The organism is Propionispora hippei DSM 15287 (assembly GCF_900141835.1).
Lineage (GTDB): Bacteria > Bacillota > Negativicutes > Propionisporales > Propionisporaceae > Propionispora > Propionispora hippei.
This window is the reverse complement of record NZ_FQZD01000017.1, coordinates 41,831-59,880: the sequence shown is the minus strand read 5'-3', so window position 1 is coordinate 59,880 and position 18,050 is coordinate 41,831. Positions and strand designations below refer to the sequence as shown.

The window sequence follows — 18,050 nt, the reverse complement described above, 5'->3', positions numbered from 1 at the left end:
TATGGAAGCTTTAATGAACCACTGCCAGCAACGGCTCATAAAGAAAATGTAGAAATAAGAAAAGTACGATGCCCACCAGGCCGCCAACCACCGAACCGTTAATCCGTATCCACTGCAGATCATTGCCCACCTTACTTTCGACAAACCGGCTTAATCGTTCGTCACTAAAGGAAGCCAGCGCTTGCCTGATAACCAAACCAATCAGCTCATGCCGGCTTTCCAGCATGCGGCTTACCAATCGGCGGGCTTCCCGGTCCAGCCTTTTTCTTAACGGGGCATCCTGTTTAAACTGCCGCCATAAACGGCCGCTTTGCCAAAGCAGCCATCGATGCACAGGCGACCGTGGCGTAAGCGAGTCGGCTACCAGGGCCTGGATCAGTTTAACGGCGGTCTGGTAAACCTCAGGCTGGGTCAGCACAGCTACTTTCCAGTGCTCTACGGCTTCATCCCAATCTGCTGTCTGCTGGAATGTTTCCGCCAGGTTGATCACCTGCTCTTCCAGCCAGGTCCGCAGCGGTGTTTCGCCGCCGGCAAATTCCTCGACGGCCAGTACCAGCTCGGCATGCACCGCCGCGGCGGCCTCCTCCAGATTAATACTGTCGGTTTGCTCCCCCAGCCAAATGACAGTCTTGCCCAATAATGACCGCTCCTTGCTTGCCTTGAACTCCTGTAAATATTGGTAGATGGCGTCCTTGCTTTTATCGGAACGGACCAAGCCCAATAATTCGGCAGCTACCCAATCGAAGAAATGGCGGTAATAGCCCTGTTCAATCATCCAGCCTACGGCCTGCTTGGCAGTTGGCGCCAGTTGCAGGCTGTCAGTTGCCGCCTGTTTAATCACATTCTCCAACAATTGGGTCATGACAGAAGAATGCAGCCAGGCAACGAGCAGACGGCGATGCCGGAGCAACCAATCGGTCAGAATGGGCTGGGTCTGTCCCTCCCGCTCCACCCAGGCGATCAACACCGTCGTAACTGAAGTTTGGGCTAACCGCTGCTTAAGAGCAGCAACACTGAGCAAGTCGCGCTCGACAAAATCGGCGATGGCCTCAATCATCCGCTGGCGGTTACGCACTAAAATAGCCGTGTGCCAGGAAAAGCCCAGCGGCTTTCTGAACAAAGCCGTCACGGCAAACCAATCGGCAATGCCGCCGGCCAAGGCAGCCTCCAGCCCGGCATGGCATACATCCAGCAAAAAAACACCTGGCATAGCTTGTTTTATGACGCGGACAAGCAAAAATAAAGCAAAAAGCAATCCCAATATCCAGTTGGCCCTATACCTATACGACATAGCCAATATTCTCACTCCTAGTGTAGTGACACGTTCACAGTTCAGCTAAAAGACTCGGGATAGATTCTCTTCTGCAAGGCGGGGGTGCGGCATAGTGCTTCCTCGCCGACTGACGCTAGAGACGCCCCCCTTTCTCTTCATAACCCGCCGAATTAAACACTAAAAAAATCAACCGCCCGGTCAAGCAAAAAAATGACACCGCCGGCCAGCCCGCCCACCAGGGAACCATTAATCCGGATCATCTGAAGATCATGGCCGACTTTATCCTCAATGAAACCTATTAGCCAATCATTGCTGAATTGCTCCAGACTGTTTTTTATCAAGCGGCCAATCTCAGCTCCGCGCCGTTCCACAAAACAGCATAGTCTTTGTTTTATCACCTGATCTGCCGCCGCTCTGGCCGCCTCATTGCCGGCGAATTCTTCCAGTATTTGTTCCAGGTACCGTGACAACCGTCCCAGTTCCCATAGCAGGCGCTGCCTGTCTATCGTATCAGCCTGCAAGAGGCGCTGCAGCGCCGGAAATAGCTGCTCGCCCAGCCGCCTCTCAACCAGTCGTTGTTTAAGCCAGTTATCCAATTGACGGCGCAAAGTCCGGTCTCTTTGGACTTGCCGCATCTTTTGACGCAGCCAGTTATGAAGCAGCCGTCGCGCCGGGTGCTCCGGTTGCTTCATGGCCTCCAACAGGGCGGTCAAAGCTCGTTGAATGGCTCGGCCAGCCTGATCCGCCGATAGTTGGAACAACTGATCGAATACCTTCCGCCGGACTTTTTCTTTTTCATAGCTTTGCTGGACCTGGGCCAACAAGGGTGACAGCATCGACAAAAACTGTGGCTGCCGGATGAGACGGCTAACTTCCTCCAGGACAAAAACCACTAGGGCAGCATCATATTTTCGGCGCAGCAACCAGGCAACTCCCAGCAAAAGCGGTTCCGACAGGGAAAGGTTCGCCAGATTCTTTTGCACCAACTGATTCAACAAATGCGCGGTCTGGCGGGCTTTTCCCTGCTGAGCCAACGCCAAGAGTGCTAGACGAAGCAGCTTTTCTACCTGCCGTTTGCCATCCTGCTTATATAAGTACTCCAGAATAACCGCCGTAGTGTCATAACCACACAGTGTCCTGGCCATATTACTGCCTGTCAGCAGGTCATCCTGCACCATAACAGAAAAAGCGTGAAACATTTGCTCCCGCTTTCGGGGGATCATCGCCGTATGCCAGGGAAAGCCCAACGGCTTTCTAAACAAGGCCGTCACGGCAAACCAGTCGGCTAACCCGCCTGCCAGCGCCGCACTGGCTACCGCGCACAGTAGACCGCCGCCCAGGGTATGCCGGTATGGATAACTTGCCAGGCAAACTAACAGGGTAATTCCCAATATCAGGTTAGCTTTATGTTTCATGGATTTCATCCGACACCCTCGCTTTACTACGGCTTCTTATCATTATTTCTCGCTGCCGGACACTTTTCCTATCTAAGACGTTCTTATATCCATATAATATGTCCTGCAACGTTACTTTTCCGGCAATAGCCAGAAAAAAGAGATATTTCATTTTAAAATGAAATATCTCCAGAAAAACTAGGGAAATACTATGTTAGCGCATCTGGCTGGCCAATTGCTGCAGCTTGGCAACCCGTTCCGCCGTAGACGGGTGAGTGCTAAACAGACTGGTCATCCAGGAGCCTGCGCCACTAAGCGGATTGATAATAAAAAGATGCGAAGTAGACGGCGTCGCCGCAGGCATCGCCGCATGCTTGGCATAGTATTCAATTTTCTGCAGGGCGCTGGCTAAGGCCAAGGGGTTGCCGGACATGAGTCCGCCGGTTTTATCAGCCTGATATTCCCGGGTGCGGGATACACCCAGTTGGATCAAAGTCGCTGCCAGGGGAGCCAGTACCACCAAGAAAACAAACCCTACAATACCGCCGATTCCGTTATCGTCATCATCACTGCGGCCAGTACCAAAGATCGCCGCCCATTGCGCCATATTAGCAATCATCGAAATGACCCCGGCAATTGTGGCAACAACAGTGCTAATCAGAGTATCACGGTTTTTGATGTGAGACAACTCATGGGCTACCACGCCCTCCAGTTCCTCCCGGTTAAGGGCCTGCATAATGCCTGTGGTCACCGCTACAGCGCCATGCTCCGGATTGCGGCCTGTGGCAAAGGCATTGGGTGTATTGGTATCAATAATGTACACCTTCGGCATTGGCAATGCCGCTTTTTTGGCCAAATTGGCCACCAAACGAATTAAATCAGGGGCGTTTTGTGCGTCTACCTCCCGGGCATTGTACATTTTGAGAACAATCGTGTCACTGAACCAATAGCTGCCAAAATTCATGAGGATTGAAAAAATGAACATGAGAAGCATGCCGTGCGTACCGCCAAACATATTGCCTATAGCGAGTAATAACCCGGTTAGCGCCGCCAGTAAGATTGTCGTTTTCAGTGAGTTCATATCATTTTCCTCCATTTTCTATTTTACTATAAAAATAGACCTTTGGTATGACGATGATCATACCAAAGGTCTTGCTTTATTGGGTATTATCCAACGAACAACACCAGATGATAATCATCGGTTGTTGATGCTGTCCTTACAAGCTACTCCCCTAAGGTTCACTTCTTTTTTTAATTACTTACATTATAACAAACTTCTCTGGTCTTGTAAAGCACCGATTGGGGACAAGGCTGCCGGCAAACAGGCGCTTCCCGTTGCAGATAACGCCGCCTTGTAATATGATACTAATGATCCACCAACTCTGAAAATACAATTCCTTTACTGTTCTTTTTCCACAAGGCCTCGTTGTCGTCGACTTACCTATGTTCGATAGGTGCGTCTCCTCCGCCCTGCCTTACGAAAAAATTCCCGCAAATTAATTTGCACTTTCGAAATTGGCGAACCACTAGGGAACCGCTGATTTAATGAGCCTGCCAGACTGGTGAGACATTCTTTCGGCTGACAAGGAAGTAAACCGCAGGAATAGCGGTCACTATTTCAAGGTTTTACTTGACGCAGGCAGACGGAAAAGATCGCCAAAATGCACGGTATGAATAAATCAGTGGTTCACACGGGAATTCTGATTTCACGCTACACAAAAGGAAGTGATCATATGTCCTGGGACAATATTCCCTTACTTCTCATCCTGGCATTGTCCGTAATCGGTCAAAATCAATCGGTCGCCCTCGCTGCCGCCGTCCTGCTTATCCTGAAACTGCTGGGACTGACCGCCTGGTTCCCGCTACTGGAAAGTAAAGGTCTGAACTGGGGAATCACCCTGTTAACCATTGCCATTCTCGCGCCGCTGGCTTCAGGAAAAATAAGTTTGCGCGACATGTACGCCTCCTTCGGCAATCTTCAAGGGCTGTCTGCTATTGCTATCGGCATATTTGTAGCCTGGGCTGCCGGCCAGGGCATCACGCTGGTTAAGGCCTCGCCGGAAACGGTGACCTCCCTCGTATTGGGCACAGTGATCGGCGTTGCCTTCTTTCAGGGCATCGCCGTCGGCCCGTTGATTGCTGCCGGGCTGCTTTCCTTGCTGATGAGTCTGCTCAAATTACTGCAAGGCTGAACCTACAAATCCTTCCGGTACATCGGCTTTAACCGCTGCTCTAAAGGTATTTCCGCCACTTTGGCAGCTTTGCGGGCAGCATCCATCAATACTTCATGGCAATTAATTTCTTTGCCCCGCTTATCCACCTTGCGATAGGTTCCGTCTGTTTTCATGACATAAGCTTTCCGGTTATCCTTAAGCATTAGGTCCAATATCTCTTTAATCCGTTCCACATGGGCCGTATCGTCAACCGGGAAGAACAATTCCACCCGGTCATTGAGGTTGCGGGGCATCCAATCGGCACTGGACAGATAAACCCGTTCCAGTCCGTCATTGTAGAAATAAAAAATACGGCTGTGCTCTAAAAACCGTCCGACAATGCTGCGTACGGTGATGTTTTCACTCACCTTTTCCATCCCCGGCCTGAGCGCACAGATGCCGCGGATAATCAGGTCGATTTTCACCCCATGAAGGGAAGCCTCGTATAATTTTATAATAATTTCCTTATCCAGCAAGGCATTCATCTTGACGATGATGCGCGCCGGATGCCCCTGCTTGGCGGATTTAATTTCGCGATCAACCAGTGCCTCAATCTTATCCCGCAGCCCCAGCGGCGCCACCACAATTTTATTCCATACCGGTGGGTCGGAATAACCGGACAGTACATTAAAAAAGCCCGAGGCGTCGGCGCCAAACTGATCGTTGGCAGTAAACAGCCCCATATCAGTGTATACCTTCGCCGTGGTATCGTTATAATTGCCTGTTCCCATGTGAACATACCGTTTAATACCGCTGTCCTCCTGGCGAACAACCAAAATCATCTTGGCGTGTGTTTTCAGACCAACCAGGCCGTAAATAACATGACAGCCGGCTTCTTCCAGGCGCTTGGCCCACAATATATTGTTTTCCTCGTCAAAACGGGCTTTGAGCTCCACCAGCACGGTCACTTGCTTGCCATTTTCCGCCGCCTGGGCCAGTGCCAATACAATCGGCGAGTTGCCGCTGACCCGGTACAGGGTCTGCTTGATAGCCAGTACTTTGGGGTCCGCTGCCGCCTGCCGGACAAAATCAACTACCGGCCGGAAGGTTTCAAACGGATGGTGCAGCAAAATATCCTTTTTACGGATGGCGGCAAATAAATCAGGCTGATCAATCAAGTCGGCCGGGACCTGCGGCACCAGCGGGGCATAACGCAGCGCGTCACAGCCGGGCAAATCGACAAACTTCATCATGCAGGTCAAATCGATCGGTCCGTTTATTTCATACACATCGGGCTCGGAAATTTTCAGTGCGTTGATCAGGAAGCTGCGCAGGACCGGATTAGCCCGTTTGGCAATCTCCAAGCGTACCGCCTGTCCTCGCTTACGCTGACGCAGAGATTTTTCAACCTCGATCAATAAATCCTTTACGTCATCTTCATCAATGGACAAATCGGCATTGCGTGTGATCCGAAACACCGCAATGTCTTTTATTTTATAACCGTAGAATAAGTTCTGGGCATAATTCATCATAATCTGCTCTAGGAAAACAAATTCCTGCTTACCGTCAGTCCCCGGCACCGCCACAATGCGCGGCAGTCCCCTGGGCACGGGGATAACCGCCATGCTGGTCTCGTCATCCCTTACCAGGGTAACCGCCAGGTTTAGCGTCCGGTTCGCCAAAAACGGGAATGGATGGCTGGCATCAACCGCCATGGGAGTAATAACCGGATAGACCGTGTTGTGAAAGTAATCATCGAGCCACTCTTTCTGCCTGCCGTTAAAATCATCAATATCGCGGAAATATATCTGATGCTCTTCGATATCCTTTAACGTACCCTTCAAAAAACGGTATTGGCCCCTCACCAGATCATGAGCCGACTCGCTGATTAAGTCAATCTGTTCCCTGACGGTAAGGCCGGCGGCATCCATCTTATTAATTCCGCTTTCCAACTGGTGTTTGAGTCCCGCCAGGCGGATCATAAAAAATTCATCCAGATTGGAACTGGTAATGGCTAAAAAGCGCAGCCGCTCCAATAGTGGCTTTTGTTTATCATTGGCTTCTCCCAATACACGGGAGTTAAACTTCAGCCAGCTCAATTCCCGGTTAATAAAGTTTTCATGTTTAGTAAGCACCGTTATCAACCTGCCTGTCTCTTTAAAATTGCCCGGATGCCAAAGACATTTTCAAAAAATCTCGCTTTATCTTCAAAAGTCCACTCTTCCAGCGAAATGTCCTCTCTTGCCTCTACGGCGACAAACAGCATCTCTTCGTTAAAGGAAGCCGTACATTTCACTATTTTCTGCCGGTGTGTACAATCCAGTGAGTTAGCAAGCCGCAAAATAGCCGCCAGCTTCGCTACTGTCACCTTTTGCTCTTTGGTCAGGCTGTTAAAGCCGCTTTCAAAATCCGACGGCGTTCCCTTGGAGTGATAATAGGCCACACTGGCCATAATAATCTTTTCTTCCTCGCTAAAGCCCAATATATCCGAAGACAGAATCAACCGGTAGGAGTAAAGATAATGGCGGCGCAAATTGATAAATTTACCGATATCGTGCAAAATAGCCGCCACTTTTAACAGCAGCCGCTCCCGTTTCCCCATGCCATGGAGCTTTACAATCCGGTCATAAATAATCAGCGCGATCTCTTCCACCTTTTCCGCATGCGCTTCGTTGTAGCGATACCGGCGGGCAAAACTCCGTGCCAAGCTGACCAGTTGCGCCTCAATATCCTGTAACCAGGCGTCTTTTGTATTTTCCGCAATATACAAGGTAGTAATTCCATCAATAAACTGGTCGTTGGCAATAACAATTTGTTCCACATCGGTTAGTGCCATAATCTGCCGGTATAGTATAATAGTAGGGAGCACCATATCGGCCTTATTTTCAGCCAGATTGAAGATATCAATGATTTGCGATAAATTTAAGTTAACAACCTGCTTATATAATTGGTAAAAATCATGTAAACTGATATAAGAAACTGCTTCCTGCGGTTCCCGCCCCAAAATGCTCAGTAATAGATTGGTCTCCAGGCCGGACAGCACCAAATACTTAATTTGATGTCTGCCCAGCTCTTCCTGAACCGGCGCAATGACGCTATAAATAAATTCCTCCAGGGCTTTATGAAAATGCAGCGATTCCCGTTGATGCTTTTCAAAGCTTTCCTTAATACGCAAAATGCCAATATGAAGATTCTGCTGATAAATTAAAGCGCCCTGTTTATATAAGGTAATGCCTAAACCGCCTGACGAAATATCCACAAACAGTACCGCGTCTGTCCGGTTGGCTAATTGAGCCTCCTGCATCCGGCGATAAAGTGCCACATACTTATAGAAAATTTCCTGGGTCATCCCGGCTACTTCCACGCGAAAGCCCGTTTTTACCCGGATCTGGTCAATAATATATTGTTGGTTATCAGCTTCTCTGATGGCTGTCGTAGCCACCAGCCGATATTCCGTAACACCGTATTCTGCCAGCAAGCGCCGGTAGCCCTTAAGCAGCTCGCACAGTTCACTGACCGCGCTGAAACTGATCTGTCCGGTCTTGAAGGTCTCCTCTCCCAGGACCATTTGATAATTGGCCCTCTCAATTACTTTAATATCCTGCAGGCTTTTATATTCCACAATTTGTAAACTGATTTGTTCTGACCCGATATGCACGGCGGCAAACAGGTCAGGAGCCTTTCCTGACATGTACTCACCTCCATAATAAATGTAATTTCGACATGCCCGTGTCGAAACCCCTTTCTGCCTTATACAATTTTATGTTATGCTTTTGTAAATTTAGTAAAAATATTATAAACCGGAAATACAATACATTTTGCAATAGGAGTGATCTTTGTGACAGAACGGATTGCAATCATTGATTTAGGCTCCAACTCCGCCCGCCTGATTGTCATGCATGTTTACGAAAAAGGTGCCTATAATCTGGTCTACAATCAAAAAGAGTCGGTACGGTTAAGCGAAGGCATGAATGCTACTTTACACTTACAGCCCGAAGCCATTGGCCGGGCGTTAAGCACGCTAAAAATTTTTGCTCACATGTGTCAGTTATTTCAGGTGGACAAAATCATCGGCGTCGCCACCGCTGCTGTCCGCAACGCCAAAAACGGCGATCAGTTTATCGCTCTGGCGGAAAGGGAAACCGGTATCCTGCTGGACGTAATCAGCGGTGAACTGGAAGCAGAGCTGGGCTTTATCGGCGCAATGAACACTATCGACCTTACGGACGGCCTGTTGTTTGATTTGGGTGGCGGCAGCACGGAGTTGACCCTGGTGAAAAACCGGCAAATCAAGCAAAGCATCAGCCTGCCCTTTGGTGCCGTTACGCTGACCGAACGCTTCGGTCTGCAGGACAAAGTCAATGATGCCAAAATCGCCGAATTGCAGGCCTTCATCCAGGCTCAGCTTGCCAGCCTGCCCTGGCTGAAGAGAATCTTTGCTCCGCTGGTCGGCATCGGCGGCACGGCCCGCAATATTGCTAAAATAGACCAAAGGCTTAAAAACTATCCCTTTGCCAAAGTACATAATTACCGTCTGGGCCCTCTGTCTTTTGACCAAATCCTGGAGCTGATTGACAAGACCAGCCTGGCTCAGCGCCGCAAACTGCCCGGACTTAGCAGCGAGCGGGCTGACATCATTATCGCCGGTGTTAACATCGTCAAAGGGTTACTCGACATAACCCAGGCCCCTCAGTTGGTCATCAGCGGCTGCGGTGTCCGGGAAGGGCTGTTCTTGCAATACTATCAAGCCAAATACCAACAACCCCCGATCATGAAGAATATTCTGGAGCATAGTACCCATAACGTCCTGCTGGCTCACGAGGGAGATCCAAATCACGCCTATCATATAGCGGCCCTGGCTGAAACCCTGTTTGACGGCTGGCAGGATCATCTGGCACTCCGGTCGGGCGACAAAAAACTGCTGAAGGTGGCAGCCTTATTGCACGACATCGGCATCACTATCAATTACTATGATCATCCCCGCCACAGTTCATACCTAATTGAAAACGCCCGCCTATTCGGTTTGACACACCGCGAGCAAATACTGGCTGCCGTCATTGCCGGCTGGCACAACGGCACTTCGGCCAAGTACTACCGCAATAGAATCTATAGTGAATTTTTAGATGAAGGGGACTGGCATATTGCCCGGAAGCTAGCCATGCTGCTGGCCATCGCCGAATGCTTGGACGTCACCCAGATGGGCCTGGTCAAAACGGTACAGGCGTTGATAAAAACGAAGGCCGCCGTCCTCAAGCTGTACTTAAGTGAACCGGCTCCGATTGAACGCCAAGCCTTGCAAAAGTGTGACAAGTGGATCAAAAAGGATCTTGGCCTGGCACTGGAAATCGAGGAATGTTTCATATAATGAATAAGCCAAGAGGTCGCCCGACGTTACGTCAGGCGACCTCTTGGCTTATCTGTTTATTGCAGGTTTAACAGTTGCTGGTGCACGACCGTCAACCGGCGGAGCCTGTCATCGACAATGGGCAGATATATCTTTACTTTCGTACCGCCCTGTTCATCGGCATTGACATGGATAAACCCGCCATGTTCACTGATAATACGGTGGGCAATTGGCAGCCCAAGCCCCATCCGGTCAAGCTTGGTCGTGTAAAAAGGTTCAAAAATCCGCGACAAGATCTCAGTTGGGATTCCGTTGCCCGTATCGTATATCCCAATGACCAGCATGTTCAATTCCGAATTCAACCAGGACTTCACGGTTAGCGTCCCTTCCTCCGCCATAGCTTCCAGGGAGTTTTGCATGATATTGACGACGGCCTGTTTAACCAGATTAATATCCAGGGCAACTAAGGGCAAATTGGTCGCCAATTGCTTGTGAATATTAATCTTTTCACCACCCAGATCTTTAAAAGTAAGCAGCAGCGCCTCGTGCAAAATCCGGTTAATATCTACCTGCGGTTCTTTGTTCACCGGCGGTTTGGCAAACAACACCAGTTCCTTTACCACATCATTGATATAGGACACTTCATCCAGCAATACTTCCAGGGTATCGCGCTTTACAGTATACTGATCGTTTTCCAGACGCCCCAGCATGACCTGTAAATAACCGCTCAGCGTGGTAAGCGGCGTCCTGACGTGATGAGCCACACCGGCAGCCAATTCGCCCAGCGAAACCAGCATCTGTGTTGTCTGTATTTGCTTAATCGCTGCCCGGACCGCCGAAACATCCTGCAAAATGACGATCATGCCTGTCGTTTCCCCATTTGATCCGGTTAGCTTCAGTGCATTAATATGCAGGTAGAGAGCCTGCTCGTTTACATTGATTCTTACACTGGTAGTATACAGATTGTCACAATCAGCAGGTGAAAATACTTTCAGAAATTTGTAGCCGAAATCCTGAAACACCTGTTCAGCCTGTTTTCCCAGTACCCGCTTCCGGTCAATGCCGCAAATCCGTTCTGCTTCTCTATTTAAATTTTTAATTCTCCCGTTACTGTCGAGGTATAGAATGCCGGTCGTCGTTGTTTCAAAATAATCTTTATATTCATCTTCACGAGAGTAATGTACCAACTTACTGGCTGCCGCTTCCGCTGAATACATGATTCGCACCTCAATTCGAATTAATTGAAATGCTTATAACATTCTTGTAAAATAATGTATCTCCTTCTAAATTAGTCCATTTACTTTTCGTAAAAAACCGACATGATCCGGCGAAAAAAACTCCTCTCTGTCGAAAATAGGTAGCCCCAAAAGGGGCTTTTCCTATTATAAAACAGAAAATTTATCCATATTTTTACATAAAATTAATTTTCAACCATCATTTTTCAGCTTAAGCCCTTCTTTTATTACATTATTTATATCTTTTTACATTAATTTCCATAAAAACCTCTTATTTCACCATTACAAGGGCTTATCCTTTTCGACATAATCCAAGCAATCCACCCCTGCTGCCTGGCGTACTTCTCGGCAGGGTAGTATTCGGCTCTTAAAATTCATGGCCCTGCAACCATAAGGAAAGTTCCTGTCCCAAGTAACATAAAAATACCGGCAACTATGACATAAGGCTGCTTTATTCTCCATCCACTATCCATCCCTTATCGCTAATTCCTCATAGAAAGCGTACCAAGCCACTACTTTATCTTTCTTAATCCATTGAATACTGGCGGTCTATTTCCCTGATTACTTCGTTGTCGTCAGTCGGCATACTCTCGGTACCTTGACCGGATTAAAACTTTGGTTATCTCACGACTTTTTTCCCATCCTGAAGCGTTGTCGTCAGCTCACATATGTTCGATATGCTGGCTTTCTTTCTCCTATCCTTGTAAAAAAACTTACACTTTTCAATGAACAGGGCCCTGAATATATTTTTAATAAATTCTCATCCTATCTATAACAGTATAACAAGGAGGTACTTATTATGGAAGATCGGATTACAAACGGTTTTCTTGCCGGTACCATCGGTGGTATAACCGCCAATGTCTGGGGCTTTACAGCCGGCATGTTTCATTTAACAACCTTGCGTTTTGTCGACTGGATGGCTATCATCCTTTACGGCCATGTACCTCCTTTCACCTCGAGCGAAACGTTTCTTGCCCTGCTGGGGCATATTGTCTTCTGCGGTATGCTGGGTGCAGTTTTCGCTCAGCTTACACCACAGATTTCCAGCCGGAATCTGGTATTCAAAAGCTGGCTTTATTTCATGACGGTTTGGTTTACTATTTACGCCATAACTACTTTATTCAAAACAGAAGGCACCACACCCCTGCCGGTCTACACGGTATTGTCCAATATCATCAGCGCGACCATTTTAGGTATCGTACAGGCGCTTGTACTTCGCAATCTTCTATCCGTCAACAGACAGCCGGAATACCGGATCGTTCCGGCGATGAAACCGTTACCGAAACAAAAAAATAAAGACGATCAGCCAAACGACTGATAACGATAGGGAGTGGAACAATGGTCGGATCAGAATTTCTTCGTGACACCTGGCAAACCTCGCTGGTGTTTTTAAGCCTGCTTATTTTTACCCGTATTTTAGGTAACACACAAATCGGACAGTTGACCTTATATGAATATATCAGCGGCATTACCATCGGTTCCATTGCCGCCAATGTAGCCGCAGCCGATCCGGATAAAACCCTGAGTCATTATTACGATCTGGTCCTGTTTGTTCTCCTTACCTACCTCATTTCTCATCTGACCATCCGGAGCCGCCGGTTACGCAAACTCATTGACGGTTCTCCCACAGTAGTTATTGAAAATGGCCGCATTATGACTGCTAACATGGGAAAACTCCGTTACGACCTGGATGAACTGAACGGGCAGTTGCGCCAACAAGGCATTTTGGATCCTGCCGAAGTGCAGTACGCCGTAGTGGAAACCTCCGGTAATCTAAGCGTTATAAAAAAATCCGATTACCAAACGGTAACCAGAAGCGATATCAAGCTAGCCTCGCAGGATCCGACTTTTCCTCTTGAACTGATCATGGACGGCGAAGTAATCTACAAAAACCTGCAAGGAAATTATTCTCTCGATTGGCTGAATGGGCAGCTTGCCGGCAAAGGAATTACCAGTCCCGATAAGGTCAGCTATGCAGCGATTGATTCCAAGGGAAAACTGTATATCAGCCCGGCACCGTCCCCGGCCAAAATCTAGCGCTCCTCTAGCCTTGAATGCAGAATTTGCTGATAGGTGTACGACTTCCTCAACCGCCGTTGTCTTCAGTTGACATACTGGCGGTATAGCTCCTCCCTCTGCTTTGGCGACAAAATTTTGCCTCATTATCTTCTTCCAGCTTTAAAGTTGAGCGGGTCACTAGTGTTCCGCCCAACTTGAAGCGGGGAATTAATTTGCGAGGTTTTTCGTAAGAAAAGGCGGAGATGGATACCCCTATCGATTATAGGTGACGACAACGAAGCCTTACGCTAGGAAAACAGCTTGTCGGCCAGATACCGTCCCAAACGGGTATACGCAAGCTGAACAGCGGCAATAACCGCACCCACGGTATCGGCAAGCAGGTCCAGATCGGTATCCACGAGACTCGCCTGCCCCGGAATAAGAGGCTTGTTGATTGTATCAACTGCAAATTCCAGCAGTTCATAAACCACTCCCAGCGATATACCGAGGCAAATAATGAACAAACAGGTAAACAATCGATTAACCGGCTGACGGATGATCAACTGAGCCAGCAATATGTAAAAAAACAAGGCAAAAGAATAGGTGCCAAACAGATGCAGTGCTTTGTCAAAAATCTGTGACGTCATATAATAGCCTAAATAACCGCCAATATAGCTGTCAGCAACAACCGTGATGACAATCAAGGCCCGTACGTAATTGTTCATGTACAGCCGACACTTTATTTCCCAGAGGGTATAGGCAAGCAGCAATATCGCACCCCAAGCCGCTCCGCGCATAAATTCCCAATTCTCTTGCCCGGCCATTCCCAGCATCACCAGAATTTGCGCCAGTATGCAGCCACTGGTAAGAATCAGCCTCACCCTTGCATGCTCTCCCATATAAACGCCCCTTGTCTCTTCGCCCTTCCTTCCCGGAGTGACTTAATCATTTAATCTTTAACTAGTTTGCCCGGCTGCTGCAAAATTAAAAACACAAGCGTTCACACGAATAAAAAGAAGTTGAACTGCCGACATAATCGGACAGCTCAACTTCTTTTTATTGACCTATTAATTTTGTTGCAATAGCTTCACTGATTGCAGCATCCACACAGTCCAGCATCGCGAAACGCTGCCGGTAAAGATTGCGTTTGTGGGATTTGACCTCACTCAAATCCTTACGCAGCTCCTCTAGAGGTAAAGCAAAAAAACGCCGGTCTTCGGTCAACGTCCCGCCGATCTCCTGCCAGAACATATCCAGTGACCGTTTCAGCTTACGGTCCAGCCGCAGATGATTGCCGGTATAAAACCCATAATTGGATACCGCATATATATGCCGGAAGCCCAACTCTCTGACGAAACAACGAACGGCATACAGCACCAGATTGTGCGGACGATAGCCGAAGCAAAATTTAGTCAGATCATGATTCATTTGCCGCCCGTCGGGTGCTCCCTGCAATGCGCCAATCCATATAGCCGGTTCCTGCCCGGTTTCATAACCTCCCCAAAAAGTCACTTGCTGAATCCGTTCTCCATCCAGCTTTAATTCGATTGCCAGCAAGCCTTCCTTCTTATGACAGTCATGAAAACATACTTCCATCTGCAGCCGTCCTCCCTTATAGTCCTGCTCCCAAAGAATGACACTGCCTCCCGAATAGATATGTTGTAAAGCATCTTTTTTAATCAGGGACACAAACAAGGAATAATGCTCTTTTATTAATTTAATTCGTCCCCAAAAATTGGACTGCCGGTAAAACCAGTGTCTCGCTGCCTGTTCAAATGCGTATTTGCGGGTCAGAGGTAAATGCTTAAGCATGGAGTCAGCGGCAAAAAAGTGAATTAATTCCTGCATATGCCTGTTATGAAGCAATGCCCTAACAACAAATACAGGCCGCCGCCAATAGTTCTCCAAAGTCTTTGTCGCATACAATTCATGACTGATCTCAATATACTGTCTCATGCTATAACCTCCAAGGCTGTACGCCTTCATGTTTTTACTCCTTACAGAAATCAAATACCCAATCAGCCTTAATCCAGTGAATACTGGCGGTCTATATCCGTACCCCTTGTTGTCATCAGTCAGCATACATCGGATATGCTGACTTCCTCCTCTTGGGGCTGAGAAAAATAGCTGCCATGATCCTAGCGTTTTAAGCCTGGCAAGTTATCAGCTCTTGATTGGCTTATTTGTTATAGCATGCAATTCTGAAAAATACCTGAAAAAGGCAAAAAAACTGCAACCTTTTTAAAAAATAAATATAAACAAGGCTCCTTATCCTTGGGGTGGATAAGGAGCCTTGCCTCGTTCTGGCAGGTCGCAGGCTGCCGGAACAACATATGTAATCGTTTGGCCATCTTTAGTGTACTAAGTAAATGTGACAAAACAATTACAACATTCTCGCAGGGTTGTATTATCTGCAACAAAAACTTTTTAAATACTAAATTTTCCTACCGCCGTTATCAGATTTTGCGCCATATCCGCCAGACCTCTGCTTGAGGCCGCCATTTCCTCCATAGACGCCGACTGCTCCTCAGTCGCTGCCGATACCGTTTCGGCTTCCGCAGCAGCTGCTTTGCTAAGACTGTCAATCTTATCAATATTGCCAACCACTGCCTTGTTACTTTGATTAATCTCTTGCATAGAAACAGACAACGTGCCTACACTGCTGTTTATCCGGGAAATTCTTCGCTCGATTTCCTGAAAGGCATTACCGGCAGCCATGACAATTTTTGCACCATTCCCGACTTCCTTCGTGCCGTTGTGCATAGCCTGTACCGTTTGTTCGGTGTCCCGCTGGATTTCGTTGATCAGTTCGGTGATCTTTTGAGCTGCTGCCTGGGACTGTTCCGCCAATTTCCGTACTTCCTCCGCCACAACCGCAAATCCCCGTCCCTGTTCGCCCGCTCTTGCCGCCTCAATCGCAGCGTTCAAGGCAAGTAGATTGGTTTGTCCCGCAATACCGCTAATCGTGTCAATAATTTGTCCAATTTCCTGCGAACGGCTTCCCAGCACGGTCACAAGTTCAGCCGAGGTACCTACAGCGCTTTTAATATGATCCATTTGACTCACAGCCTGTTTAACCATAGCATCACCTTGCGTAGCCTTTGCCGATGTCTCAGCCGCTTCGGCGGCAACCTGCTCCATCTGCTCTGCCGCATGCTGAACAAGGTCCGACATCTGGCGGATGGACTGCACACTCTCTTCCACGGCTGCAAGCTGCATAGCCGCTCCTTCGGCAACTTGAGTGATAGAGGTCGCGACCTGTTGTGAGGCCAAGGCTGATTGTTCTGTCCCGGCGGTAAGCTCTTCCGAGGAGGCCGCCAATTGCTCCGCCTGACTATTTACCATACCGACCAGCTTTCTCAATTCGGTCCCCATATTGTTAAAGCCCTGAGCCAGTGTACCGAACTCATCAGTCGCTACATGATCAACCGTAACCGACAGATTGCCTTGACTAAATGCCTTCACGGCCACAGTAAGTTTTTCCAAGGGAACACAAAATATTTTAGTCAACCAATAAGATAGACCAAGACATAATACCAGCACAGCCAATGCCGCAATAACGGTAACAAAAATTTGGTGATTGCGATCGGCGTAATACTGCTCCAGGCTCTTTCCGGCAAACAGCATGCCTACCGTCCCATCCTGGGCTCCCAAAATGGGGCGATACGCCGTAACATAGGGTTTGCCGTTTACATCGGCCACTCCCGTATAGATCGCTTTTTCCTGCAATACCTTGGCAATGACGGCTCCACTGGCTTTGGTTCCAATCGCCCGCTGCCCATCCTTCATCACCGTGGTGCTTACCCGGGTATCGCCACCGAAAACAGTTGCATCCACCTGGTAAATTTCTTTTACTTTATCCACTAATGTCTGCTGTGCTCCGTCAATACTAACGGAAAGCGTTCCCACAACCTGTCCGCCTGGCAAACGAATCGGAAGGCAAGTTCGAATGCTTAGCGGCGTAGCCGGGGAATTTTCCACTGTAGTGGACGTATTACCGATCATGGCCTGCTGCACCGCGTAGATGTTAGCAATACTGTCCCCCGTTTTTGAGGAATGAGTCCGGGCCAGAACTACACCGTTCTTATCGGTAACCGTAACATAGTCGACACCACTTTTCGGTACATCCTGAATTAATTGCAAAAGTTTAGGCCCGTCACCGGCGTAAGCGGCTTCCGCCAGTCCCGGCAACAAAGCTGCTAAATTAGCCACCGCCTTTGTTTTCCGTTCACTTTCACTAAACATTTCTTCCATGGCCCTGCTACTGCTTAGCGCTTCATTTTGGTAGCTTTGATACATCTTTTCAGTCTGTAAATACAAAATCGGCCCGACGGTTGCTCCGATGGCCACCAATACTATCATGGCGACAATTGCCATGATTTTTCCTTTAACTCCTAAACTACGAATATGCATAATTCCAATCCCTTCTCTATGTACTTCAAAATCAACTAGTTGAAACAGCTTCCGGCATAAAATAATCAACTACCAAAGGCGGTTGCTTATTTACCCCGGCATACTCAAATAACAATTATCCATTAATATCAATACTCTAAAAATAATATACTCATTTTACCAAAACTCTTAGAACCAGTCAATCAGCTTAACCAAATATTAAAAATCCAAAACCTAACTGTCTTGTTTTTTGTCTCCCAA

The 18,050-nt window shown here is 48.0% G+C and carries 13 protein-coding genes; 4 read left to right on the top strand and 9 right to left on the bottom strand.

The genetic code is table 11. From position 1 onward, the window contains the following. Positions 1 to 10: 10 nt before the first annotated feature. The 3 genes from F3H20_RS11340 to htpX all read right to left on the bottom strand — a co-directional run bounded on the left by F3H20_RS11340 (position 11) and on the right by htpX (position 3,748). A complete protein-coding gene (locus F3H20_RS11340; RefSeq protein ID WP_149735036.1) occupies positions 11 to 1,291 on the bottom strand; it encodes a DUF445 domain-containing protein in 1,281 nt (426 codons plus the stop codon). A 152-nt stretch (positions 1,292 to 1,443) separates the two neighbouring features. Beyond that, positions 1,444 to 2,688: a DUF445 domain-containing protein gene (locus tag F3H20_RS11335; protein WP_223191734.1), complete on the bottom strand. Its 1,245-nt coding sequence runs from the start codon at positions 2,686 to 2,688 to the stop codon at positions 1,444 to 1,446. A 193-nt stretch (positions 2,689 to 2,881) separates the two neighbouring features. Continuing rightward, positions 2,882 to 3,748 (bottom strand): zinc metalloprotease HtpX, encoded by an 867-nt coding sequence (gene htpX / locus F3H20_RS11330; RefSeq protein ID WP_149735034.1) that lies wholly within the window; start codon positions 3,746 to 3,748, stop codon positions 2,882 to 2,884. Positions 3,749 to 4,400: 652 nt separating this feature from the next. Here htpX and F3H20_RS11325 point away from each other — a divergent pair. Beyond that, positions 4,401 to 4,859, top strand: a complete 459-nt coding sequence (locus F3H20_RS11325) for a DUF441 domain-containing protein (RefSeq protein WP_149735033.1) — start codon at positions 4,401 to 4,403, stop codon at positions 4,857 to 4,859. 2 nt (positions 4,860 to 4,861) lie between these two features. On the opposite strand, the gene F3H20_RS11320 is transcribed toward F3H20_RS11325, so the two are convergent. Together F3H20_RS11320 and F3H20_RS11315 are read right to left on the bottom strand one after the other, a co-directional pair. Further along, positions 4,862 to 6,955 carry an RNA degradosome polyphosphate kinase gene (locus tag F3H20_RS11320; RefSeq protein WP_149735032.1) on the bottom strand — a complete coding sequence of 698 codons (2,094 nt, stop codon included), beginning with the start codon at positions 6,953 to 6,955 and terminating at the stop codon, positions 4,862 to 4,864. 5 nt (positions 6,956 to 6,960) lie between these two features. Beyond that, positions 6,961 to 8,511 carry a Ppx/GppA phosphatase family protein gene (locus F3H20_RS11315; RefSeq protein WP_149735031.1) on the bottom strand — a complete coding sequence of 517 codons (1,551 nt, stop codon included), beginning with the start codon at positions 8,509 to 8,511 and terminating at the stop codon, positions 6,961 to 6,963. Between the two features lie 147 nt (positions 8,512 to 8,658). Here F3H20_RS11315 and ppx point away from each other — a divergent pair, with 147 nt between their 5' ends. Then, positions 8,659 to 10,185 carry an exopolyphosphatase gene (gene ppx, locus F3H20_RS11310; RefSeq protein WP_149735030.1) on the top strand — a complete coding sequence of 509 codons (1,527 nt, stop codon included), beginning with the start codon at positions 8,659 to 8,661 and terminating at the stop codon, positions 10,183 to 10,185. A 56-nt stretch (positions 10,186 to 10,241) separates the two neighbouring features. On the opposite strand, the gene F3H20_RS11305 is transcribed toward ppx, so the two are convergent. Continuing rightward, positions 10,242 to 11,381 (bottom strand): two-component system sensor histidine kinase NtrB, encoded by a 1,140-nt coding sequence (locus F3H20_RS11305; RefSeq protein ID WP_149735029.1) that lies wholly within the window; start codon positions 11,379 to 11,381, stop codon positions 10,242 to 10,244. A gap of 817 nt (positions 11,382 to 12,198) precedes the next feature. Between F3H20_RS11305 and F3H20_RS11295 the strand changes: the two genes are divergently transcribed. Beyond that, a complete protein-coding gene (locus F3H20_RS11295) occupies positions 12,199 to 12,717 on the top strand; it encodes a hypothetical protein (protein ID WP_149735027.1) in 519 nt (172 codons plus the stop codon). Positions 12,718 to 12,737: 20 nt separating this feature from the next. Further along, positions 12,738 to 13,436, top strand: coding sequence for a DUF421 domain-containing protein (locus F3H20_RS11290; protein ID WP_149735026.1), 699 nt, complete (start codon positions 12,738 to 12,740; stop codon positions 13,434 to 13,436). Positions 13,437 to 13,705: 269 nt separating this feature from the next. Here F3H20_RS11290 and F3H20_RS11285 read toward each other — a convergent pair whose 3' ends face one another. The 3 genes from F3H20_RS11285 to F3H20_RS11275 form a co-directional block, all read right to left on the bottom strand. After that, a complete protein-coding gene (locus F3H20_RS11285) occupies positions 13,706 to 14,296 on the bottom strand; it encodes a hypothetical protein (RefSeq protein ID WP_149735025.1) in 591 nt (196 codons plus the stop codon). A 157-nt stretch (positions 14,297 to 14,453) separates the two neighbouring features. Next, positions 14,454 to 15,353: a DUF535 family protein gene (locus F3H20_RS11280; RefSeq protein WP_188128296.1), complete on the bottom strand. Its 900-nt coding sequence runs from the start codon at positions 15,351 to 15,353 to the stop codon at positions 14,454 to 14,456. Positions 15,354 to 15,824: 471 nt separating this feature from the next. Next, positions 15,825 to 17,810, bottom strand: a complete 1,986-nt coding sequence (locus tag F3H20_RS11275) for a methyl-accepting chemotaxis protein (protein WP_149735023.1) — start codon at positions 17,808 to 17,810, stop codon at positions 15,825 to 15,827. Between the last annotated feature and the right edge of the window lie 240 nt (positions 17,811 to 18,050).